This is a genomic window from Curvibacter sp. GW821-FHT01G03, from assembly GCF_059422285.1.
This window is the reverse complement of record NZ_JBWKWP010000011.1, coordinates 126,748-149,377: the sequence shown is the minus strand read 5'-3', so window position 1 is coordinate 149,377 and position 22,630 is coordinate 126,748. Positions and strand designations below refer to the sequence as shown.

19 protein-coding genes and 3 riboswitches are annotated in these 22,630 nt (G+C 65.6%); of the genes, 13 read left to right on the top strand and 6 right to left on the bottom strand.

All coding sequences use genetic code 11. From position 1 onward, the window contains the following. Nucleotides 1–2: 2 nt before the first annotated feature. Both AC07VS_RS17495 and AC07VS_RS17490 read right to left on the bottom strand, forming a co-directional pair. Nucleotides 3–425 carry an acyl-CoA thioesterase gene (locus AC07VS_RS17495; RefSeq protein WP_494751590.1) on the bottom strand — a complete coding sequence of 141 codons (423 nt, stop codon included), beginning with the start codon at nt 423–425 and terminating at the stop codon, nt 3–5. Nucleotides 426–436: 11 nt separating this feature from the next. Next, nucleotides 437–1,219 carry an SDR family oxidoreductase gene (locus AC07VS_RS17490; RefSeq protein ID WP_492345301.1) on the bottom strand — a complete coding sequence of 261 codons (783 nt, stop codon included), beginning with the start codon at nt 1,217–1,219 and terminating at the stop codon, nt 437–439. A 127-nt stretch (nt 1,220–1,346) separates the two neighbouring features. Here AC07VS_RS17490 and AC07VS_RS17485 point away from each other — a divergent pair, with 127 nt between their 5' ends. The 7 genes from AC07VS_RS17485 (at nt 1,347) to gcvP (ending at nt 11,006) form a co-directional block, all read left to right on the top strand. Next, nucleotides 1,347–3,038, top strand: coding sequence for an electron transfer flavoprotein-ubiquinone oxidoreductase (locus AC07VS_RS17485; protein ID WP_492345300.1), 1,692 nt, complete (start codon nt 1,347–1,349; stop codon nt 3,036–3,038). A 257-nt stretch (nt 3,039–3,295) separates the two neighbouring features. Continuing rightward, a complete protein-coding gene (locus AC07VS_RS17480; protein ID WP_492345299.1) occupies nt 3,296–4,270 on the top strand; it encodes a TRAP transporter substrate-binding protein in 975 nt (324 codons plus the stop codon). Between the two features lie 107 nt (nt 4,271–4,377). Then, nucleotides 4,378–4,890, top strand: coding sequence for a TRAP transporter small permease (locus AC07VS_RS17475; protein ID WP_494751589.1), 513 nt, complete (start codon nt 4,378–4,380; stop codon nt 4,888–4,890). Between the two features lie 18 nt (nt 4,891–4,908). Beyond that, nucleotides 4,909–6,201, top strand: a complete 1,293-nt coding sequence (locus AC07VS_RS17470; RefSeq protein ID WP_494751588.1) for a TRAP transporter large permease — start codon at nt 4,909–4,911, stop codon at nt 6,199–6,201. A gap of 31 nt (nt 6,202–6,232) precedes the next feature. Continuing rightward, a riboswitch (glycine riboswitch) is annotated at nt 6,233–6,344 on the top strand. A 9-nt stretch (nt 6,345–6,353) separates the two neighbouring features. Further along, nucleotides 6,354–6,466: riboswitch (glycine riboswitch) on the top strand. A 50-nt stretch (nt 6,467–6,516) separates the two neighbouring features. After that, nucleotides 6,517–7,659 (top strand): glycine cleavage system aminomethyltransferase GcvT, encoded by a 1,143-nt coding sequence (gene gcvT / locus AC07VS_RS17465; RefSeq protein ID WP_494751587.1) that lies wholly within the window; start codon nt 6,517–6,519, stop codon nt 7,657–7,659. A gap of 46 nt (nt 7,660–7,705) precedes the next feature. Continuing rightward, on the top strand, nt 7,706–8,080 hold the full coding sequence (gene gcvH, locus AC07VS_RS17460) for a glycine cleavage system protein GcvH (RefSeq protein WP_019575226.1): 375 nt from the start codon (nt 7,706–7,708) through the stop codon (nt 8,078–8,080). Between the two features lie 28 nt (nt 8,081–8,108). After that, nucleotides 8,109–11,006 carry an aminomethyl-transferring glycine dehydrogenase gene (gene gcvP / locus AC07VS_RS17455; RefSeq protein ID WP_494751586.1) on the top strand — a complete coding sequence of 966 codons (2,898 nt, stop codon included), beginning with the start codon at nt 8,109–8,111 and terminating at the stop codon, nt 11,004–11,006. A 225-nt stretch (nt 11,007–11,231) separates the two neighbouring features. Here the strand turns inward: gcvP and AC07VS_RS17450 are convergent, their stop codons facing one another. Both AC07VS_RS17450 and AC07VS_RS17445 read right to left on the bottom strand, forming a co-directional pair. Beyond that, nucleotides 11,232–11,426, bottom strand: a complete 195-nt coding sequence (locus AC07VS_RS17450; protein ID WP_492345294.1) for a HepT-like ribonuclease domain-containing protein — start codon at nt 11,424–11,426, stop codon at nt 11,232–11,234. Continuing rightward, nucleotides 11,423–11,713 carry a nucleotidyltransferase family protein gene (locus AC07VS_RS17445; RefSeq protein WP_492345293.1) on the bottom strand — a complete coding sequence of 97 codons (291 nt, stop codon included), beginning with the start codon at nt 11,711–11,713 and terminating at the stop codon, nt 11,423–11,425. The genes AC07VS_RS17450 and AC07VS_RS17445 overlap by 4 nt, the downstream gene beginning before the upstream one ends. A gap of 241 nt (nt 11,714–11,954) precedes the next feature. Between AC07VS_RS17445 and AC07VS_RS17440 the strand changes: the two genes are divergently transcribed. The 4 genes from AC07VS_RS17440 to AC07VS_RS17425 all read left to right on the top strand — a co-directional run bounded on the left by AC07VS_RS17440 (nt 11,955) and on the right by AC07VS_RS17425 (nt 16,440). Beyond that, entirely contained in the window at nt 11,955–14,108 is a 2,154-nt protein-coding gene (locus AC07VS_RS17440; RefSeq protein WP_494751585.1) for a PAS domain-containing hybrid sensor histidine kinase/response regulator, read from the top strand. Between the two features lie 34 nt (nt 14,109–14,142). After that, nucleotides 14,143–15,021, top strand: coding sequence for an RluA family pseudouridine synthase (locus AC07VS_RS17435; RefSeq protein WP_494751584.1), 879 nt, complete (start codon nt 14,143–14,145; stop codon nt 15,019–15,021). Between the two features lie 10 nt (nt 15,022–15,031). Next, complete coding sequence (locus AC07VS_RS17430; RefSeq protein WP_494751583.1) at nt 15,032–15,604, top strand: flavin reductase family protein; 573 nt, start codon at nt 15,032–15,034, stop codon at nt 15,602–15,604. Nucleotides 15,605–15,681: 77 nt separating this feature from the next. Next, nucleotides 15,682–16,440, top strand: coding sequence for an SDR family NAD(P)-dependent oxidoreductase (locus AC07VS_RS17425; protein WP_492345289.1), 759 nt, complete (start codon nt 15,682–15,684; stop codon nt 16,438–16,440). Between the two features lie 9 nt (nt 16,441–16,449). Here the strand turns inward: AC07VS_RS17425 and AC07VS_RS17420 are convergent, their stop codons facing one another. After that, a complete protein-coding gene (locus AC07VS_RS17420) occupies nt 16,450–18,528 on the bottom strand; it encodes a TonB-dependent receptor (protein ID WP_494751582.1) in 2,079 nt (692 codons plus the stop codon). A 219-nt stretch (nt 18,529–18,747) separates the two neighbouring features. Continuing rightward, nucleotides 18,748–18,959: riboswitch (cobalamin riboswitch) on the bottom strand. Nucleotides 18,960–19,108: 149 nt separating this feature from the next. Here AC07VS_RS17420 and bktB point away from each other — a divergent pair. Continuing rightward, nucleotides 19,109–20,293: a beta-ketothiolase BktB gene (gene bktB / locus AC07VS_RS17415; protein ID WP_492345287.1), complete on the top strand. Its 1,185-nt coding sequence runs from the start codon at nt 19,109–19,111 to the stop codon at nt 20,291–20,293. A gap of 56 nt (nt 20,294–20,349) precedes the next feature. On the opposite strand, the gene AC07VS_RS17410 is transcribed toward bktB, so the two are convergent. Beyond that, a complete protein-coding gene (locus tag AC07VS_RS17410; RefSeq protein ID WP_494751618.1) occupies nt 20,350–20,868 on the bottom strand; it encodes a peroxiredoxin in 519 nt (172 codons plus the stop codon). Nucleotides 20,869–21,071: 203 nt separating this feature from the next. On the opposite strand from AC07VS_RS17410, the gene AC07VS_RS17405 reads away from it, so the two are divergent. Then, complete coding sequence (locus AC07VS_RS17405; RefSeq protein WP_494751581.1) at nt 21,072–22,613, top strand: phospholipase D family protein; 1,542 nt, start codon at nt 21,072–21,074, stop codon at nt 22,611–22,613. Nucleotides 22,614–22,630 lie beyond the last annotated feature (17 nt).

Sequence of the window (22,630 nt, the reverse complement as noted above, 5' to 3'; positions counted from 1 at the left end):
CCTCAATCCGCCACGTGGGCGCGCATCCAGTCGGGCAGTGCCACGGCCTTCTGCTTGGGGAAATCCACCCAGATGGTGGTGGCCCCGCCCGCCGCGCAAATCACATCAGGATCGTCCACCCGCGCCAGCGTGGCCCAGGTCTCGAAGGTGGTACGGGCCGGGTCGCTCACATACATGCGCGCCAGCACCTCGCCCGGGTACTCCAGTTGGCGGTAGAAATTGCAGAATGCGTTGACGATGACCGGCCCTTCGCCCTGCGGCGCGGGCGGGCAGCCGATGGCTTGCATCCAGTCGATGCGCAGGGTTTCGAGGTAACGAAAATAGCTGGTGTTGTTGACGTGGCCCATGGCGTCCATGTCACCCCATCGGATGGGGATGCGCATCTCATGGACCAGGCGCTTGCGCTCAGGGATTTCGATCCGCACCGCGCCGCCCCTCAGACCGCAAAGCCGTCGTCAGCGGCGATGATCGCGCCGTTCACAAAATGGCTCTGATCGCTGGCCAGCATCACCAGCAAGGCGTCCAGGTCTTCGGGCTTGCCGATGCGCTTGCGTGGCAGCATGTTGACCAGCTTCTGGCCCTGCTCGGTCTGCCAATGGTGGTGGTTGATCTCGGTGTCGATGTAGCCGGGGCAGATGGCGTTCACGTTGATGCCAAAGCGGCCCCACTCCAGCGCCATGGCCTTGGTCATCTGCACCACCGCGGCCTTGCTCATGCAGTAGGCGCCGATCTGGGGCAGCACCTTCAGGCCGGCCATCGACGCAATGTTGATGATGCGCCCGCCGGTGTAGGTGCCGGGCGCCGCCCCGCGGGCACGGGCCAGCATGCGCTTGCCGACCTCCTGCGCCACAAAGAACGAACCCTTGACGTTGGTGTTGAAGATGAAGTCGAAATCGTCCTCGCCCACGTCCTGGATGCGCTGGGTGGTGCTGACCCCCGAGTTGTTGACCAGGATGTCGATCGAGCCCACCTCGGTCTCGGCATGGGCCACCGCGGCACGGATGCTGTCCAGATCGGTCACATCCAGGGGCAGCACATGGGCGCTGCCGCCCTCGCCCTCGATGTGGGCACGCAGCTCCTTGAGCTTCTCGACGCGGCGGCTGGCCAACACCACTGCGGCACCGGCCCGGGCCAGCGTGCGGGCAAACTGGGCACCCAGGCCGCTGGAGGCGCCGGTGACAAAGGCCACGCGGCCCGACAAATCGATGCTGAAAGCCATTTACAGTGTCTCCACAAGGACAAAAAAACGAACGACCGTTCTAATTCAGCCATGCTGCGAATAAAATGCCGCGCAGCCGGTTACAACTGAGTCACCGAACCCAAATCATTATCCAGCGAGACGCCCCATGACCAACGAAGAAATCCTGTCCCAATACGGCCCGCGAGAGGCCATGGAATACGACGTCGTCGTCGTTGGGGGTGGCCCGGGCGGGCTGGCCACCGCGATTCGGCTCAAGCAACTGGCCGCCGAAAAAGGCACCGACGTGTCGGTGGTGGTGCTGGAAAAAGGCTCCGAGCCCGGTGCCCACATCCTGTCGGGCGCCATCATGGACCCCAAGGCCCTGACCGAACTGCTGCCGAACTGGAAGGCCGACGGCGCCCCGCTGAACCAGCCGGTGACCGACGATGCCTACATCTTTCTGGGCGAGAAATCGGGTTTTCGCGTGCCCAACTTCCTGCTGCCTCCGTTTGCCCACAACCATGGCAACTACATCGTCAGCCTGGGTGCCGTCACCAAGTGGCTGGGTGAGCAGGCTGAAGCCCTGGGCGTGGAAATCTTCCCGGGCTTCAGCGCCGCCGAAGTGCTCTACAACGAGGACGGCTCGGTCAAGGGTGTGGCCACCGGCAACATGGGCATCAACAAGGAAGGCGAACCCACCGGCGACTTCCAGTTGGGCATGGAACTGCACGCCAAGTACACCGTGTTCGCTGAAGGCGCCCGCGGCCACCTGGGCAAGCAGCTGATTGCCCGCTTCAAGCTCGACGAGGGTCGCGACCCGCAGAGCTTCGGCATCGGCATCAAAGAGCTGTGGGAGATCGACCCCGCCCGCCACAAGCCCGGTTTCGTGATGCACACCGCCGGCTGGCCCATGGCGTCCGACACCTATGGTGGCGCCTTCCTGTACCACCTTGAAGGCAACAAGGTGGCGCTCGGCTTTGTCACCGGACTGGGCTACACCAACCCTTACCTGAGCCCGTTCGAAGAACTGCAGCGCTGGAAAACCCACCCCAACGTGCGTTACTACTTCGAAAACGACCAGGGTGAGGTCACGGCCAAGCGCCTGTCCTATGGCGCCCGCGCCATCAACGCCAGCGGCATCAATGCCCTGCCCAAGACAGTGTTCCCGGGCGGCGCGCTGGTGGGCTGCAACGCCGGCTACCTCAACGTGGGTCGCATCAAGGGCAGCCACGCCGCCATCAAGACGGGCATGCTGGCCGCCGAAGCGGCCTATGACGCCGTGGTGGCCGGCCGCCAGCACGACGAGCTGACGGCCTACCCTGAGGCTTTCGAGCACAGCTGGCTGCACACCGAACTGAACAAGGACCGCAACTTCAAGAACTGGTTCAAGTACGGTCTGACCACCGCCACGTTGATGAACGGCTTCGAGCAGTTCGTGCTGCGCGGCCACATCCCCTGGACGCTGCGCCGCACCAAGCCGGACCATGCCTACCTGAAGCCGGCCGCCGAGTGCCAGCCGATCAACTACCCCAAGCCCGATGGCAAACTGACATTTGACCGCCTGTCCAGTGTCTTCATCAGCAACACCAACCACGCAGAAAACCAGCCCGCCCACCTCACGCTGAAAGACGCGTCTGTGCCGGTGAAGGTGAACCTGGCCAAGTACGCCGGCCCCGAGGCCCGCTACTGCCCGGCCGGCGTGTACGAGTTTGTCAAGAACGACGACAACAGCGACCGCCTGCAGATCAACGCCCAGAACTGCGTGCACTGCAAGACCTGCGACATCAAGGACCCGACCCAGAACATCGTCTGGGTGACCCCCGAAGGCGGCGGCGGCCCGAACTACTCGGGCATGTGAGCATGGGGGCTGCCAACGCGGCAGACCCCTCTCCCCCCCTTCACCCCCCTTCAAAGCGCCCCTTGTGGGCGCTTTTTCTTTGCCACCTCCCCTTGAAGGCGGCTGGAAGTCACCTGGACGACCCGCAGGCGTTGGTGGCCCGCCAAAGCTAGCGAAAACCCGGATTCAGCCGTCTGTCCCTGCCCCGCATAATGAAAAAGTTGTATGACAAATTTACTTTGAATCGCAACAGAAACAAGCACAAGCAAGGAGACAAGATGACCCTTTCCCGCACCGCCCTGTCCATGATGCTGGCCGCCGGCCTCACCGGCACCGCCTTCGCCCAGACCACCACGCTGAAGATCGGCTACGCCACCACCAAGGACTCGCATTACGGTGTCGGCTCCACGGTGTTCTGCGACGAGATCGAAAAAGGCACCCAAGGCCGCTACAAATGCCAGCAGTTCCCCAGCTCTGCCCTGGGGGGAGAGCGCGAGATGATCGAGGCGGTGCAGTTGGGCACCCAGGACCTGGTCAACACCTCGACCGGCCCGGTCGGCAACTTTGTGCCCGAGGTGAAAATCGTCGACATCCCCTTCCTGTTCCGCGACTATGACCACGCCCGCAAGGTGATGGACGGCCCGATCGGCCAGGACCTGCTGAGCAAGTTCCCCTCCAAGGGCCTGATCGCCCTGGCCTGGACGGAAAACGGCTTCCGCCACATGACCAACAACAAGCGCGACATCGTCAAGCCCAGCGATGCGGCCGGCCTGAAGATGCGCACCATGGAGAACAAGGTGCACATGGAGGGCTACAAGACCTTCGGCATCCTGCCGACGCCCATGGCCTTCCCTGAGCTGTTCGGCGCCCTGCAGCAGGGCACGGTCGACGGGCAGGAAAACCCCATTCCGGTGATTCTGTCGTCCAAATTCGCCCAGGTGCAAAAACACCTCTCATTGACGGGCCACGTCTACTCGCCCGCCCTGCTGCTGGTGTCCCAGCGTGTCTGGAGCAAGCTCAGCGACGCCGATAAAAAGGTGTTCCAGGAGGCGGCCAAGAAAGGCGCCGTGGCCCAGCGCAAGAAGGTCAACGACGACGAGAACAACGGCATTGCCCAGTTGGAAAAAGACGGCATGACCGTGACCCGCAAGGTCGACGGTGCCGCCTTCCGCGAAGCCCTCAAGCCCGCCTATGTGAGCTACGCCAAGGAATTTGGCGCCGACAACATCAAGAAGATCCAGGACGTGCGCTGAGCATCGCCCTGCCGGCCGGCTTGCCCCAGCTGCAAGCGGGCCGGACCCCGCGCCGCCTTGCTGGCAGCGCGCTCTCCCCTGCCCTGGGCGCACCGCGCTGAATCCTCATGAACACCTTTGAACGCTACTTCGTGGCCACCAACCGCTGGGCCCTGATCGTGCTGCTGGCGGCCATGTCGGTCATCATCTTTGCCAACGTGGCCTTGCGCTACCTGACCAATGCCTCGATCGAATGGGCCGAAGAGGTGGCCCGCCACATGATGATCTGGCTGACCTTCATCGGCTCGGGCATGGTGATGCGCTACGGGGGTCACATCGCGGTCGAGAACCTGCAAGATGCTTTTCCACGCCCGGTGGGCCAGGCCATCCGCGTGCTGGTGGCCATCCTGTTGATGGCCTTCTTCGTGATGATGACCTGGATCGGCTGGCAATACACCCAGCGCGCCATGTTCCAGATGACGGCCGCGACCCAGATCCCCTTCGGCTACATCTACATGGCCATTCCGGTGGGCGGGCTGCTGCTGTGCATCCACTTCCTGCTGGTGCTGCGCCACTACATCACCGACCGCAAATTCGCCACCGATGCGCAGTTCGATGCCACGGCCAGCGCCTCTATCTGACCTCGCAGAGCCTTCCCCATGAACCCCAGTTTTGTTCTGATCATTGCGGCCTGCGTGTACCTGGCCATCGGCGTGCCCGTGGCCTTTGCGTTGGGCCTGGCCACCGCCACCGCCCTGGTGTTGACCGACAGCTACCCGCTGCTGGTGCTGCTGAAGGAAACCTTCACCGGTGTCGACAGCTTTCCACTGATGGCCGTGCCCTTCTTCATCCTCGCTGCCGAGTTGATGAGCGGTGGCTCGCTGACCGAGGTGCTGCTCAAATTTGCCGGCCAGTTCGTCGGCCACAAACGCGGCGGCCTGGGCTACACCAATGTGGTGTCGCTCACCTTTTTCTCAGGCATTTCGGGCTCGGCCCTGGCTGATGCGGCCGGCCCGGGCTCGATGTTGATCCGCATGATGGACAAGGCCGGCTACGACAAGTCGTATGCCGCCGCCCTGACCGCCTCGACCGCCATCGTGGGCCCCATCATCCCGCCATCCATCACCATGATCGTCTACGCCCTGCAGGACGAGAGCGTCTCGGTGGGCGCGCTGTTCGTGGCGGGCATTCTGCCCGGCATCCTGATTTCGATCGCCATGTGCGTTGTCAACTGGCATGTCTCGAAAAAGCGCAACTACAAAGGGGCTGGCCAACTGCCCCCGCTCAGAGAGATCCTGGTCAACACCTGGAAGGCCTTGCCGGCACTGATGCTGCCCATTCTGATCCTGGGCGGCATGCGCGCCGGCTGGTTCACCCCCACCGAGGCCTCGGTCGTGGCGGTGTTCTACGCGCTGTTCTGCGGCAAATACGTGTACCGCACCCTGAAGTGGTCGGCCGTGCCCAACATCCTGGCCTACTCCTCGCTGTTGACCGCCTCGGTGCTGATCATCATCGGCCTGTCGGGTTCGTTTGCCTGGCTGCTGACCATCGAGGGCCTGCCCCAGCTGATGGCCGACTGGCTGATCGGCATGAACCTGTCACCCTGGATGTTCCTGATCGTGGTGAACGTGTTCCTGCTGGTGTTCGGCATCTTCATCGAACCGCTGCCCGGCGTGATGGTGCTGGTGCCGATCCTGGCGCCGGTGGCCCTGAAGCTCGGCGTGGACCCGATCCAGTTCGCCATGATCGTGATCTACAACCTGACCCTGGGCATGATCACACCGCCCGTGGGGGGCTTGCTGTTCGTGACCTCGAACGTGTCCAAGGTGCCGCTGTCCGAGCTGACCCGCGAGCTGATGCCTTTCCTGTGGGCGCACGGCGTGGTGCTGGTGGTGATCACCTTCGTGCCGGCCCTCAGCAGCTGGCTGCCGCACGTGCTCGGTTTCAAATAATCGGCCCCAGGCCTGGGCGCGCACGTTATACTGCCGCCCGTCAGGAGAGAGCCCGATCCCGAATCGGGCCGCCGAAGGCGAAAGCGAAGCGCAACAACCGGTGCATCGCCCTAACGCTCAGGCAGAAGGACTGACAGCCGTCTGGCAACAGACGTTTCCCAGCTGGAGAGAGGCTGCCCACCATCAACGCATGGCGCAGCCCACCGAAGGAGCAAGCCCGCATCGCCGGGTGAATCTCTCAGGTAAAGCGGACAGCCGGGGCCCCTGCGCAGCAGCCGTTGTGGCTGCGCGTGCCGTGCCCCCTCTGCCAAAGGCTTGACCGTGACCGATTCCGCTCTGCTGACCACCCCCCTGAACGCCCTGCACCTTGAACTCGGCGCCCGCATGGTGCCTTTTGCCGGCTACTCGATGCCGGTGCAGTACCCGGCCGGCCTGATGGCCGAGCACCTGCACACCCGCAGCGCCGCCGGCCTGTTCGATGTGTCGCACATGGGTCAGTTGCGACTGGTGGGGCCGGACGCTGCTGCGGCCTTCGAAAGCCTGATGCCGGTCGATGTCATCGGCCTGGGCGTCGGCAAGCAGCGTTACGGGCTGCTGCTCAATGAGGAGGGCGGCATTCTGGACGACCTGATGTTCGTGAACCGGGGCGACGATCTGTTCGTGATCGTGAACGGCGCCTGCAAGGTGGCTGACATCGCCCACATCCAGGCCCGCATCGGCCAGCGCTGCCAGGTGATTCCCCTGCCCGATCAAGCCTTGCTGGCCCTGCAGGGCCCGCAGGCCGTGACCGCCCTGAGCCGCCTGGCCCCGGGCGTGGAGCAACTGGTGTTCATGACCGGCGGCGCCTTCAGCATCGGCGGCATCGATTGCTACGTGACCCGCAGCGGCTACACCGGCGAAGACGGCTTCGAAATCTCCGTGCCCGCGGCCCAGGCCGACAGCCTGGCACGCACGCTGCTGGCCCAGCCCGAAGTCAAGCCCATCGGCCTGGGCGCCCGCAATTCACTGCGCCTGGAAGCCGGGCTGTGCCTGTATGGCAACGATCTGGACACCACCACCACCCCGGTCGAGGCCGGCCTGACCTGGGCCATCCAGAAGGTGCGACGTGCCGGTGGTGAGCGCGAAGGTGGCTTCCCGGGTGCCGCCAAGGTCCTGGCCCAATTGGCTGATCTGCAGGGCACTGCTGGCGTGCTGACCCGCAAGCGCGTAGGCCTGGTGGCCCTGGACCGGGTGCCGGTGCGCGAACACACCGAGTTGCAGACCCTGGCGGGCGAGCGCATTGGCGAAGTCAGCAGCGGCCTGCTCGGCCCCAGCATCAACCAACCCGTGGCCATGGCCTATGTGCGCGCCGACCAGGCCGCCCTGGGCACCCGGCTGAACGCCATCGTGCGCGGCAAGCCCGTGGCGATGCAAGTTGCTGCCATGCCCTTCGTTCCCAACCGATACTACCGGGGCTGATTTGCATCCAGCCTCCCAAGCAACACACCTATTTCAGGAGAAATTCATGAGCGTCAAATTTTCCAAAGAGCACGAGTGGATCAACGCCGCCGACAGCAACGCCGCCGTGGTCGGCATCACGGTCCATGCGCAAGATGCGCTGGGTGATGTGGTGTTCGTCGACCTGCCCGAAGTCGGCAAGACCTTTGCGGCCGGCGACGTGGCCGGCGTGGTCGAGTCGGTGAAGGCCGCGGCCGACGTCTACATGCCGGTGGACGGCGAGATCGTCGAAGTCAACGAAGCCCTGCGCGACGACCCCTCGCTGGCCAACAGCGACCCGCTGGCCAGTGGCTGGTTCTTCAAGGTCAAGCTGTCCAACCCGGCCCAGCTCGACGGCCTGATGGACGAGACCACCTACTCCGACTTCACCAAGAACGCCTGAGCCCAGGCGCCCCACCCCGAGTTTTCCCATGCTGATGCAATCCGCCCTTCCCCTCGCTGAACTTGAGAACCCGGCCGAATTCCGGGCCCGCCACATCGGCATCAGCCCCGAAGACGAAGCCCACATGCTGAGCACCGTGGGCGCCGCCTCGCGCCGGGCCCTCATCGAAGGCATCGTGCCGCGCAGCATTGCGCGCGGCACGGCCATGGACCTGCCCGCCCCCGTGACGGAAGCAGACGCCCTGGCCGAGTTGAAGGCGATGGCATCCAAGAACAGAATCCTGCGCAGCCACATCGGCCAGGGCTATTACGGCACCCACACCCCTGGCGTGATCCTGCGCAACATTCTGGAAAACCCCGCCTGGTACACCGCCTACACGCCGTACCAGGCCGAAATCTCGCAAGGCCGCATGGAGGCGCTGGTCAACTTCCAGACCCTGGTGTGCGACCTGACCGCCATGCCCATGGCCAATGCCTCGATGCTGGACGAAGCCACGGCTGCCGCCGAGGCCATGACCCTGGCCAAGCGCTCGGTCAAATCCAAAGCCAACGCCATCGTGGTGGCCGGCGACTGCCACCCGCAAAGCATCGAAGTGATCCAGACCCGTGCCGCACCGCTGGGCTTCGAAGTCATCGTGGCCCGCAGCGCCGCAGAATGGGCCACCGCCCTGACTGAGCGCGACTACTTTGCCGCCGTGGCCCAATACCCCGGCACCTTCGGTGAACTGCGCGACTTCAGTGCCGACGTGGCTGCAGTGCACGCCAAGCAGGCCGCCTTCATCGTGGCGGCCGACCTGCTGGCGCTGACCGTGCTCACGCCGCCCGGCGAATGGAACGCCGACATCGTGATTGGCAGCACCCAGCGCTTCGGCATGCCCATGGGCGCGGGCGGCCCGCACGCTGCCTTCATGGCCTGCCGCGATGAGTTCAAACGCTCCATGCCCGGCCGCCTGGTGGGCGTCAGCGTCGACAGCCACGGCCAACCAGCCTACCGCCTGGCCCTGCAGACCCGCGAGCAGCACATCCGCCGTGAGAAAGCCACCTCCAACATCTGCACCGCGCAGGTGCTGCCCGCGGTGGTGGCCAGCATGTACGCCGTCTACCACGGCCCCGCCGGCCTCAAGCGCATCGCCAGCCGCATCGCGGCCTACACGGCGGTGCTGGCCGCCGGCCTGCAGCAGCTGGGTCACTCGATCCAGCAAAGCGGTGCCTTCGACACCGTGAGTGTTGCTGCCGGCGCACAAGCCCAGGCCATCCTGGCCAAGGCCCTGGCCGCGGGTGTGAACCTGCGCCTGTCAGAGGGCGGCACACTCAGCGTCTCGCTCGACGAGACCACCACCCGCGAACACATCGAAGACCTGTGGCGCTTCTTTGCCGCTGATGGCCAGGCACTGCCCGCCATGGCCGCGTTCGAGAAAGGCATCGAACCGTTGATCCCGGCCGAACTGCGCCGCAGCAGCCGCTACCTGACGCACCCGGTGTTCAACAGCCACCACAGCGAAACCAGCATGCTGCGCTACCTGCGCCGCCTGGCCGACAAGGACCTGGCCCTGGACCGCAGCATGATCCCGCTGGGCAGTTGCACCATGAAGCTCAACGCCACCAGCGAGATGATCCCCATCACCTGGCCCGAGTTCGCCAATCTGCACCCTTTCGCGCCTGCTGACCAACTGCAGGGCTACAAAGAACTGGACGAGCAACTGCGCCAGTGGCTTTGCCAGGCCACCAGCTATGCCGGCATCAGCCTGCAGCCCAATGCCGGCAGCCAGGGCGAATACGCCGGCCTGCTGGTCATCAAGGCCTGGCACGCCTCGCGAGGCGAAAGCCACCGCAACATCTGCCTGATCCCCTCCTCGGCCCACGGCACCAACCCGGCCAGCGCCCAGATGGTGGGCCTGCAGGTGGTGGTCACGGCCTGTGATGCCAACGGCAACGTCGATCTGACCGACCTGCGCGCCAAATGCGAGCAGTACAGCGAGCGTCTGGCCGCGGTGATGATCACCTACCCCAGCACCCACGGCGTGTTCGAGACCAGCGTCAAAGAGCTGTGCGCCCTGGTGCATCAACACGGTGGTCGCGTCTATGTGGACGGCGCCAACATGAACGCCCTGGTCGGCGTGGCGGCGCCGGGCGAGTTCGGCGGCGACGTGAGCCACCTGAACCTGCACAAGACCTTCTGCATCCCGCACGGCGGCGGCGGGCCCGGTGTCGGCCCGGTGTGCGTGGTTGAAGACCTGGTGCCCTTCCTGCCCGGCCATGCCACCGCAGGCCTGCCGGTCAACGGCGTGGGCGCCATCAGCGCGGCACCGCTGGGCAATGCCGCCGTGTTGCCCATCAGCTGGATGTACTGCCGCATGATGGGCGCCGAAGGCCTGCAGGCGGCCACCGAGGCCGCCATCCTGTCGGCCAACTACATCAGCGCCCGCCTGAAAGACCACTACCCCACGCTGTACGCCAGCGAGAACGGCCATGTGGCGCACGAGTGCATCCTGGACCTGCGCCCCCTGAAAGACGCCACCGGTGTGGCTGCCGAAGACGTGGCCAAGCGCCTGATCGACTACGGCTTCCACGCACCGACGCTGAGCTTCCCCGTGCCCGGTACCCTGATGGTCGAGCCCACCGAGAGCGAAACCCGCGACGAGTTGGACCGCTTCATCGACGCCATGATCGCCATCCGCGAAGAGATTCGCCAGGTCGAAGCCGGCACCTGGCCACAAGACGACAACCCGCTGAAGAACGCCCCCCACACCGCCGCCAGCCTGATGGGCGCCGACTGGGCCCACCCCTACTCGCGCGAGGTGGCCGCCTACCCGGTGGCCAGCCTGCGCCAGACCAAGTACTGGTCGCCCGTGGGCCGGGTCGACAACGTGTGGGGCGACCGCAACCTGTTCTGCAGCTGCGTGCCGGTGAGTGAGTACGCTCAGTAAGCGATGCGCCCTGTCCCTGCAGGGCATCGCTTGCTGAAGCCTAAGGTGCCGGGCCGAGCGCCTCTTCAGCCCCCGGCATCCTGGCGCACCGAGGGCAGTTGCCCAAGCAAGGCTGGCAACCATGCCTGCACGGTCTCCCAGACGACATCCAGGTTGATTTCAAAGTAGCCATGCCATGCGGTTGCGCATATTGCGCATGCTGCGCCATGGCACACCGGGGTGCTTTTAAGCAAACGTGGGGTACGAATCCATGACGTTGGTGGCCGCCTCGCCGATGACGATCAAACACATGATGACCGCCATTTGGGTGCGCTTGTCAGCCTGAAAATCGTCTCGCCCCATGCCCTCCACAAAGCTGCAGGCATCGGTGGCGGCCAGTTCGATATGCTCCAAATACTCAGGAAGGCGATTCCGGTTCATACCGGCTGCGCCGCTCCCAGGACATGGTCACGAAACTTGGAGGGCAGATCGCCGGGTGTCAGCAAATCGACGGACACACCAAGCAGTGATTTCAGCTCCTCCTGCAAATCGCCCAAATCCAGCAATGTGGTACCCGGCAAGGCATCGACCAGGATGTCAATGTCGCTGCCGTCCTGATCGCTGCCATGCAGTACCGAGCCGAAGACGCGTGGGTTTTCCACACGATAGCGGCCTGCGGTTTCCCGCACTTCGCATCGTTTCAACTCAAGCGCAACGGACGGTCGCATGGACACCCTTTGTTAAGGCCAATTGTCGAGAGGATAGGCAATCAAGACCGGTGTTTCAAAATCAACAGGCCACCAGCGGGAACCGTGCCTTGATCCCCAAGCGCATGGCCGTCCCATATGGCATGGCTGCTTGTTGTTCGGAGCCGCGCTGATCCTATTGCCTCAGCGTGTCAGCAACCGGCTTAGCACGCCACAGTGTCAGCCGTCAGTCATTACACTTGGGCCTCAGTTTCGACCGCCCATGACATCACCCGCCTTTTACTCCCAGGATATGGCCGATCCGGCACGCCCTTTGCCGACCGACGGTGCCGAGGTGCTGCGCCAGCTCGTGGCCGAGCTGCAAAGCCAGAACGAGATCCTGCGCTACAGCCAGGCCAATGCTGAGAGTGCCTCAGAGCGCTTCGAGACCCTGTTTTCGAGTGTGCCGCTGCCGCTGATGGTGATTGACGAGCACGACATCGTGGCCCAGGCCAACTCGATGGCGCACCGCCGCTTCCAGCCCACCGAAGCCGATCGTCCACTGGTGTCACTGATGCCTTTTGTGAGCGAGGCCCATGTCGGCAAGGTTCAGCAGGCCCTGGCTCTGGCCCAGAGCGAAGGCCAGGCCGAGGCCACCGAAGTGGTGTTTGCCATCGGTGACAGTGGCCAGTTGACTGGCGACCTGCATGTGCGCCGGCTCGAAACCCACCAGGATGGCGCGCCCCCCCTGGTGCAGTACATCTGCGCGGTGATCGACCAGGGCCCCTTGTTGGCGGAACGCCGCGCGTTGCAGGAAAGCGCCGCGGCCCTGCAGGAGCGCAACGAACAACTGCACGCCAGCGAACGGCGCCTGGAAGCCATCATCAACTCGGCGCTGGATGCCATCGTGTGCGTGGACAAGGACCAGCGCATCACCGTGTTCAACCCCACGGCGGCGGCCCTGTTCCAGTGCCCCGCCAGTGACGCACTGGGCAGCCCGCTGGAGCGCTTTCTGCCCAACGCCAGCGAGGCCCTGGCCTTCACCCAGACCGCCAGCCAGGCCTTGTTGGGCGACCTCACGGCACGCACGGCCGGCGGCAAGGAGCTGTCGGTCGAAGTCAGCGTCTCGGTCGAGCGGCATGCCGAGGGCGAGACCATCACCGTGTTTGCACGCGACCTGACGGCCCGTAAACGGGCCGAGGCCCACCGGGCCGAGCTGGAGGTGCAACTGCGCGAATCCCAGAAGATGCAGGCGGTGGGCACCATGGCCGGTGGCATTGCGCACGACTTCAACAACATCCTGGGGGCCATTCTGGGCAATGTCGAATTGGCCCGGGGCGACCTGGCCACTGAATCGCCGGCCCTGATCAGCCTCAACGAGATCGACAAGGCCGGCCGGCGCGCCCGCGAACTGGTGCGCCAGATCCTGACCTTCAGCCGCAACGAGGCACCGCGGCGCAGCCCCCTGGCGCTGGAAGAGGTCGTCCACGAGACCGAACGCCTGCTGCATGTCACCTTGCCGCCCGGCATCACCCTGAACCTGGACCTGGCACCGCACACCCCGCGCGTGCTGGCTGACGCCACCCAGGTTGAGCAGGCCCTGCTGAACCTGTGCACCAACGCCATCCACGCCATGGAACCGGGGCCGGGCCGGGTGACCATCCGGCTGGCCCCGCTGATGCCGGAGGCCCGCTTGCGCGAGCGCCTGCGCCTGACCCCAGGCCCCTACCTGTGCCTGAGCGTGCACGACAGCGGCCAGGGCATGGACGCCGCCACCCTGCAGCGCATCTTCGAGCCCTTTTTCACCACCAAGCCCGTGGGACAAGGCACCGGCCTGGGCCTGGCCGTGGTGCACGGGGTGATGCGCACCCACGACGGCGCGGTCGACGTGCAAAGCAAACCCGGCCAGGGCAGCACCTTCTCGCTGTACTTTCCTGCGCTGCGCGGGGCCCAGGCCATCAACCCGTTCCACGAGACGCACACGACCGCGAGCGAACCGACACCGCCAGCCGCGGCGCCGGCCCCCGGCCAGAACGCTGCCGCGAAGACCGCGCCCCCAGCCTCTGAAGGCCGGGGCCAGCGCGTCATCTACGTCGATGACGACACGGCCCTGGTGTTTCTGGTGGAGCGCCTGCTGCGCCGCCGCGGCTACCACGTCACCACCTACACCGACCCCCAGGAGGCCGCAGCCGCGCTGCGTGCCGACCCTCAGGCCTGCGACCTGCTGGTGACCGACTACAACATGCCCGGCTACTCAGGCGTCGACCTGCTGCGTGAGGTGCGTGGCATCCGCGCCGATCTGCCCGTGGCGCTGGCCTCGGGCTACGTGACGGCGGAGATCGAGCGCAGCGCGCTGGCCGAAGGCGCCAGGGCCCTGATCCACAAACCCAACGATGTCGAAGAGCTGTGCGCGACAGTGCAGCGCCTGCTGAGCTGAAGCCGCCTGGCCTGCAAAGCCCCTCTGAATCCCCATGCCGACCTTTCATGTCCGCGCTGCCGATGGCAGCCTGCAAGCCCCCCTCCCCGCCGCGCCAGCCCAGGGCGCCCCAGCGCCTGAACCCCGGCCTGCCCTGACCGGCCGCGCCGCCCGCAAAGAGCGGGCCGCCCTGGCGGCAGCCGCCCGGCCCGAGCCTCCCGCCGTGGTCGCCCCATCGAGCCTTGAACTGGGCAGCGGCAACACTCAGCCAGCCCGGGAGCTGGACACCCCGGCCGGGCCCATCACCTGCCTGTATGAGGACGCCAGCGTGCTGGCCTTCAACAAGCCAGCGGGCATGCACTCGGTGCCCGGCAAGGGGGAGGACAAACAGGACTGCCTGTCCGCTCGCGTGCAAGCCCTGTTCCCCGAGGCCCGTGTGGTGCACCGGCTGGACCTGGACACCTCCGGCATCATCGTGATGGCCCGCGGTGCCGAAGCCCAGCGCCGCATCAACCGCAGCTTCGAGCAGCGTGAGGTCGACAAGCGCTATGTGGCCGTGGTGCAAGGCTGCCTGCAGGCCCCCGACGATGACTGGGGCCTGATCGACCTGCCCATCGCGCTGGACTGGGTCAACCGGCCGCTGCACATCGTCGACGCGGCCACGGGCCGACCCAGCCAGACCCATTGGCATCTGCTGGCCGTCGACGAGGTGGACAACAGTTCGCGCGTGCTGCTGGAACCGTTCACCGGACGGTCACATCAGTTGCGTGTGCACCTGCAGGCGCTCGGCCACCCCATTCTGGGCGACCGCCTCTACGGCGGCCCGATCGCCCCCCCCCGCGCGCCGCGATTGCTGCTGCACGCCACCCAGATCCGGCTGCCCCACCCGGACAGCGGTGCGCCCCTGTTCATTGAAAGCCCGGTTCCCTTCTGAGCCCGACCCCATGACACGCCTTGCCGTCGACCTCGCCAAAGCCACCCGCCTGCTCAACCATGGGCCCACCGTGCTGGTGTCCAGCGCGCACGCCGGGCGCCACAATGTGATGGCCGCAGCCTGGTCCATGCCTTTGGACTTCGAGCCGCCCAAGGTGGCGGTGGTGATCGACAAGGCCACGCTGACGCGCGAGCTGGTCGACGCCTCGGGCGAGTTCGTGCTCAACATCCCGCCGACCGCCATGGCCCAGGCCACCCTGCGCCTGGGGCGTGAAAGCGGTCACGAGCAACCCGACAAACTGGCCCGCAGCAGCATCCAGTTGGACCCGGCCAGCCGTGTGCAGGCCGGGCTGGTGCAGGGCTGCATCGGCTGGCTCGAATGCCGCGTGCTGCCCACCAGCGCCGCCGTGGCCGGCCCGCACGACCTGTTCCTGGCCGAGGTGCTGGCCGCCTGGGCCGATGAGCGCGTGTTCCGCGACGGGCACTGGCATTTCGACGACGCCCCGGACGAGCTGCGCAGCCTGCATTACGTGGCAGGGGGACATTTCTACCAGGTGGGTTCCGCACTGGACGTGGAACTCTGAGCCGTTCGCCAAGGCGAAGGTGTTGGTCCGGAACAACCCTGTCAACACCTTCGGTCGCATCGCGCTAGCATGGCGTCATGACCACCTCCTTGTACATCCTCACCGGCGCCTCGCGCGGCATGGGCTTGGCCTTGGCTGAGCAACTGCTGCAAGCGGGCAACACCTTGCTGACACTGCAGCGCAACCCCCACCCCGACCTGCCGGCCCTGGCCGAGGCCCGGGGGGCCCATTTGCTGAGCTGGTCGGTCGACCTGGCTGACAGCACAGGCGCCGCCCACGAACTGGGCCTGTGGCTGCGCACCCAGGACGCGGCCGCTTACCAGCGAGCCGTGCTGATCAACAATGCGGGGGTGATCCCGCCGATCGCACCGCTCTCCGACAGCGACCCGGCGCTGGTGGCGGCGGCACTGCGCATCGGGTTGGAAGCGCCCATGCTGCTGTGTGCGGCCTTTTTGAATGGCACCGCCGACTGGGCGCTGCCACGCCAGGTGCTGAACATCTCCTCGGGCCTGGGTCGGCGGGCCATGGCCTCGCAAGCCCCCTACTGTGCCGCCAAGGCCGGCATGGACCATTTCACACGCTGCCTGGCACTGGACGAGGCCCTGAAGCCCAACGGGGCCCGGGTCTGCTCACTCGCGCCGGGCGTGATCGATACCGACATGCAGGTGCAACTGCGCAGCGCGCCGGCCGAGGCCTTCCCTGATCAGGGCAACTTTGCCGCGCTCAAGGACAAGGGCCAGCTGACGTCGCCCCAGGAGGCCGCCGCCCGCCTGCTGGCCTACCTGCAACGGCCCGACTTCGGCAGTCAGCCTGTGGCCGACGTGCGCGACGCCTGAACGCCCGGCTCAGAAGCTGAGCCGCAGGCCCACGCGCAGGGTGCGCGGCTCCAGGGGATGGATCAGCCGGCCCTCGATGGCCGAGCCGCTGCCGCAGCCGCCGGTGCCGCCCAGGGCCTCGCGCTGGGTGCAGGCGCCGCCCCAGTACTCGATGTCGTTGGCACGCCGGTCAAACAGGTTGAGCACATCCAGGCTGGCCTGCCATCGGTTCGAACCGGCCTGGAAGCGGTAGCCCAGCTTCAGGCTGCCCAGCCAGTACCCGCGCGACTGCTGCTGCCCGGTCTCCTCCAGGTCATAGGCCCCCAGGTAACGCAGGCGCAGCCCGCCGAACCAGGGCCCGCCGGGATCCCAGCTCAGGCCCATCGAAGCCGTCAGCGGCACGGCGTTGGGCACGTGGCGGCCGCCATTGACCGCCTGCACAAAGCGCGCCCGTGACCAGGCCAGGTTGCCATCCCACGCCAGACCGGGCGCCAGTTGCACGTCCTGGGCCCACTCCAGCCCCCAACGCCGTGAGGCGCCCCGGGGCTCGGTGACGCCCTCGTCACCGACAAACACCAACTCAGAGGCCAGTTGCATCTGCCAGAGGCTGAGGCGGGTCTGCCAACCCGGCAGGGGCTGGGTGCGCAGGCCGATTTCATGGCCGCGGGCCTTGACCAGCAACGGCACCGGGCTGGTGCCGCTGCCATCCTGCGGGCTGGTGCGGGTGGTGGCCCCACGCGCGTCGTTGCTGTGAAAGCCCTGACCTGCATTGACAAAGAATTCGGTGCCGCCCAAAGCCGGGAACGGCCCCAGCACCAGACCCAGACGGGGGCTGAGCTGGCGTGCCGACACGTTGCCGCCATTGTCGGCATTGAAGGCCCCCGCCAGCGGTGTGACCCGGGCCTGCAGGTGGTCCTGGCGCAGGCCCAGGCTGGTGCGCAGCCAGCTCTGCCAGCTGGTACGGGCCTCGAGCGACAGGCCGACAGCGGTCTCGGTGATGCGGTCCTGCCGAATCACCTCGGTGCGCTGGCGGTTCACCGTGCTGAACAGGCCCACGTTGCTGATCCGGTCCTGCCGCAGCAGGCCACCCAGCGTCAGCTCGGTGGCCCCGACACCCTCGCCCAGAAACCAGCTGTGCTGCCACCCGCCGCCCCACAAAACACGCTGGTCGGCCTGTTCATGCTGGTCGCCCGAAAGACCGTTCACAAAGCCTGAAGGTGCCGAAAACAGATTCAGTCCGTAGTCGACCACATAGCCTTGCGCCCGGCTGGCGCTGGCAGCGCCGCTGTCGGCCCATTCGGCCGACAGGCTGTAGCGGTGGGTGCGCCCGCCGTCGCCCGGGGACAGCACGCCGTAACGCCCGATTTCGCCCGACACGATGGCCCGTTCGGGCACATGCTCGGTGGCCTGCCAGTCGGCCTGATACAGCAGAGCGCTGATCGAATAACCGCGCGCCACGCTGCCAGACGAGAGCTTGAGCACCGCGTTCTGCTTGCCCAGGCGCTCGGGCTGCTGCCAGGGGCCATTGTTGTGCGTCAGCTCCAGGGCCATCAGGAGCTGCTTGTCATCGATCACCCGGCTGTCTGCCACGAGGCTGCGCCGGTAACCCCTGGGCCCCAGACCCAGCTCGATGAAGGGCGCAGGCAACTGCCGCACATAGTCGATCCGGGCGCTGCCGGCCACGGCAAAGTCGGCGTCTTCAAGGTGGTACACGCCCTTGCGGTATTGCAGGCTGCTGACCAGCTCAGGGATCAGGAAGTTCAGGTCCATGTAGCCCTGGCCATGGGCGTGCGACACCATGTTGATCGGCATGCCCATGAGGTGGGTGGCAAAGTCGCTGCCATGGTCGAGATTGAAACCCCGCAGAAAGTACTGGTTGGCCTTGCCATCCCCGGAATGCTGGGTGACCACCAGCCCAGGCACCGACTCCATCAGATCCGCCGGGCGAAGCAAAGGGCGCCGGGCCAGGCGTGTGGCCGTGACATAACCTTCACTGGCGCTGTCGGACTCCCCGGCCGCGAGAGCCTCGCCCGCCGTCACGCGGATCTCGGCCAGTTGTGGCAAGGCAGGCTGGGCCAGCACTGGGAAGGTGGCGAGGCAGCCCAGCAAGGGGCCGAACCGCCAAGGGCGGCAGGCGGGTTGAACGTGGCCTGCAAAAACAGGGCCGAGACATGAGAACAAGAGCATCTCCGGTGGGACTGCAGAGGCGGCACCGCGCCAAGACGAACCGGAAAAGCCCACGGGCACCCACGCGCTGGCGCCCAGGCAAAGGCATGCCCAGGGCCCCGAAGGGTGTCCGACAGAACCCTTCCCTCACCCCGAGGACTGGCACCACGCGTGGATCAGGCCGGTCTTCTGGCTCGCCTTCATCCTTCCCCGGGCCTTCCCATGCAAGTTCATGCACAGTGGCGTCGTCCGGCGTCGTCTGGCTTACAGCAGCGGGGGCTGCGCCGGAATGGTTGATCACGTCAACGTCACCGGCTTCCCGTTTAACCCACGCGTCGAGAGCGACGGCAGGCACCTGAAACGGGTGCGAGTGTAACCAACTTAACAATCCCTTGACGAGCCAAGCCCCCTCCGCGCCGCGCCCGTGACAGCACCCAGGCCGGGTGGCCTTCGGCAGCAGCTAAGATCAGCAGGCTGAATTCGTAATTAAGAATTCAATTCAATTTCAACCCGAGGAGTCAACATGTCCCGTGAAGTCGTCGTTGTCAGCGGTGTGCGCACCGCCATTGGTACCTTTGGCGGAAGCCTGAAGGACATCCCGCCCACCGCCCTGGGCGCCCAGGTGGTGCGCGAGTCGCTCAAACGTGCGCAGGTCGACGGTGCCGACGTGGGCCACGTGGTGTTTGGTCATGTGGTGAACACCGAGCCACGCGATATGTACCTGTCGCGCGTGGCCGCGATCGACGGCGGCTGCGCTGAAGGAACGCCGGCCTTCAACGTGAACCGCCTGTGCGGTTCTGGCTTGCAGGCCATTGTCTCGGCCAGCCAGGCCATCTTGCTGGGTGACGCCGACATCGCCATTGGGGGCGGCGCCGAGAACATGAGCCGAGCACCTTATGTCAGCCTGGCCACCCGCTTTGGGGCCCGCATGGGCGATACCAAGATGATCGACATGATGGTGGGGGCCCTGCACGACCCCTTCCACACCATTCACATGGGCGTGACGGCCGAGAACATTGCCGCCAAGTGGGGCATCACCCGCGCCGACCAGGATGCCCTGGCCGTGGAAAGCCACAACCGCGCCGAACGCGCCACAGCGGCAGGCTATTTCAAGGAGCAGATCACCCCGGTGATGCTCAAAAGCCGCAAGGGTGAGGTGGCCTATGACACCGACGAGCATTTCCGGGCCGGCGCCACGCTGGCCGACATGGAGAAGCTCAAGCCTGTGTTCGTCAAGGAGAATGGCACGGTTACGGCCGGCAACGCCTCGGGCATCAATGACGCCGCCGCCGCCGTGGTGCTGATGGAAGCCGGCACCGCCAAGGCGCGCGGCCTGCAGCCCCTGGCCCGCCTGGTGGCCTATGCCCACGCCGGCGTTGACCCCAAGTACATGGGCATCGGCCCGGTGCCGGCCACCCAGTTGGCGCTCAAGAAGGCTGGCCTGACCGTGAACGACCTGGATGTGATCGAGGCCAATGAGGCCTTTGCTGCCCAGGCCTGCGCCGTGAGCCGCGACCTGGGCCTGGACCCAGCCAAGGTCAACCCCAATGGCTCGGGCATTTCGCTGGGCCACCCGATCGGTGCCACCGGTGCCGTGATCACGGTGAAAGCCCTGTACGAGCTGCAGCGCATCCAGGGCCGCTACGCGCTGGTGACCATGTGCATCGGCGGCGGCCAGGGCATCGCCGCGATCTTCGAACGACTCTGATCGAGCCAAACTGAGGCGCTTGGCCTGCCGTCTGCCCCCAGCGGAAGGCCAGGGCCTCAGGGCTGCTGAACCATGCCCGTCTTGGCCCAGTTGCGCAAAGCCGTCAGCGTGTTGCTGACGTGCTTCATCGGGTTCAGGCTGGTGTACTGGTAGATGATCTTGCCATTCGGGGCGATCACATAGGACACCCGGTTCGCATAGTCGGGCCGGAAATGCAGCACCGCGTCATAGGCCTTCATGATCGACTGATCGGCGTCCGAGGCCACCGGGAACTTGCCCCGGCATTCCTGCACCGAGAATTTCTTCTGCGTCTCCAGGTCGTCGCGGGACACCCCCACTACCGAGGCCCCCAAGGCTTTGTAGTCGTCCAGCGCCTCGGCAAATTGGTGCGCTTCAATCGAGCAGCCCACGGAAAATGCAGACGGAAAGAAATACAGCACCACCGGGCCCCGGCTCAATTCATCATGCAGGGAATAGCTCTGCAGATTGCCGGCCAGAGCCACCTTTGCCGTAAACTCCGGCGCAGCCTCCCCAATGTCGAGCGCGGCTTGGGCCAAGCCCCACAAAAGGCTCATCCCGCAAAAGACAACCGTCCTAGACCATGCGTTCATCGCGTTACCTGATGGCAGCTTTGTATCCGTATCAGTATAGCGACCACCATGGCGCGGCTCCGGCGTCACGCTCATGCCCCGCCCCCCAACCCAGGCTCTCGGGTCTGGCGGGCCGCCACGGGGCTGAGCGATGGCCGGCAAGGCTGCTGCTGTGGGGCCTGGGGCTTATGTTGCTGGCGCTTGCCGGCTGCGCCACCCGCCTGCCACCGGTGGACCGGGTGCGGCTGGCCAGCGAAGCGATCCCGGCTTCGGCGCACAGCACGCTGGGCCGCATCGCACAGGAATCCCAGCCGGCCCCCGATCAGTCGGGCTTCCGACTCATGCCGCTGGGCACCTTCTCCCTTGATGCGCGCCTGCAACTGGCGCGCCGAGCTGAGGTTTCACTCGACGTTCAGTACTACGACATCGAGGGCGATGCCACTGGCCGCTACTTTCTGCGTGCCCTGCGGGACGCGGCACAACGGGGCGTGCGGGTTCGCCTGCTGGTCGATGATCTCTACACCGGGGGACATGACCCTTTGTTTCTTGGGCTCGCCGCCCACCCAAACGTCCAGGTGCGGCTGTTCAACCCCTTCTGTTGTGCCCGAGAAAAAGGGCAGGCCACCCGTTTCCTGGCCTCTACCGGCGACTGGAGCCGGCTTGACCACCGCATGCACAACAAGATGTTCATCGCCGACGGCGCGATGGCCATCATCGGTGGACGCAATGTGGCCAATGAGTACTACCTGAGAGGCGCCACTGACAATTTCGTCGATGTCGATGCCTTCACGACCGGGGCAGTACTGCCGGCCATGCAAGCGCTGTTCGACCGTTACTGGAACAGTCTGGCGGTCTACCCCCTGACCAGCATTGCCAGCAGCCCCTTGAGCCCCGAGGCGCTGCGGCGACAGTTCGAGACCGCCACCGGTCCAGCCACCACTGCGGCACCGGCCCCCTTGCCACCCAATGATGTGCTGGGTTACGCGCCGATTGCCGATGACCTGGATGCCGGCCGCCTGGGCCTGAACTGGGGCCAGGCCTATGTTTTTGCCGACCATCCCGACAAGCCCTTCGACGGGGTCGCCGGTGGCGAGCTTCTGGAAACCAGTGTCACCTACAACGTTCTGGAAGCCGTGGCCAAGGCCAAGAAGGAAGTGGTCGCCTCGTCGCCCTACTTTGTGCCTGGCCCGAAAGGCATGGCGTTTTTGAAATCCCTGCGCGACCAGGGCGTCAAGGTGACGGTGCTGACCAACTCGCTGAGTTCGACCGACGAACCTGCTGTCCATGTCGGCTACAGCCGTTACCGGGAAGACATGCTGAAGATGGGGGTCGATCTCTACGAGCTCAGCCCCTCGAAGGTCAGCAACAACAAGCATCCCTTCCTGTTCGGAAAATCCCTGGGGCGACTGCATGCCAAGCTGTTCGTCATCGACCGGCGTACCTCCTTCATCGGCTCGATGAACCTGGACCCCCGCTCAGCTACCATCAACACCGAGTTCGGTGCCGTGATCGACAGCCCTGAGGTGGCGCGTGAGCTGATCCGCATCATCGACATCGACCGGCTTCAAAGCGCCTACCGACTGCGCCTGGCCCCGGATGGCCGCGGTCTGCAATGGCTGGGCTTTCAGGACGACAGTGAAATGGTGCTGGACACCGAGCCCGATGCCTCTTTGAAACTGCGGCTCAAGGCCTGGCTGCTCGGGCCGCTGGTGCCTGAAGAATTGCTTTGAAACCTGGACGCACTCAG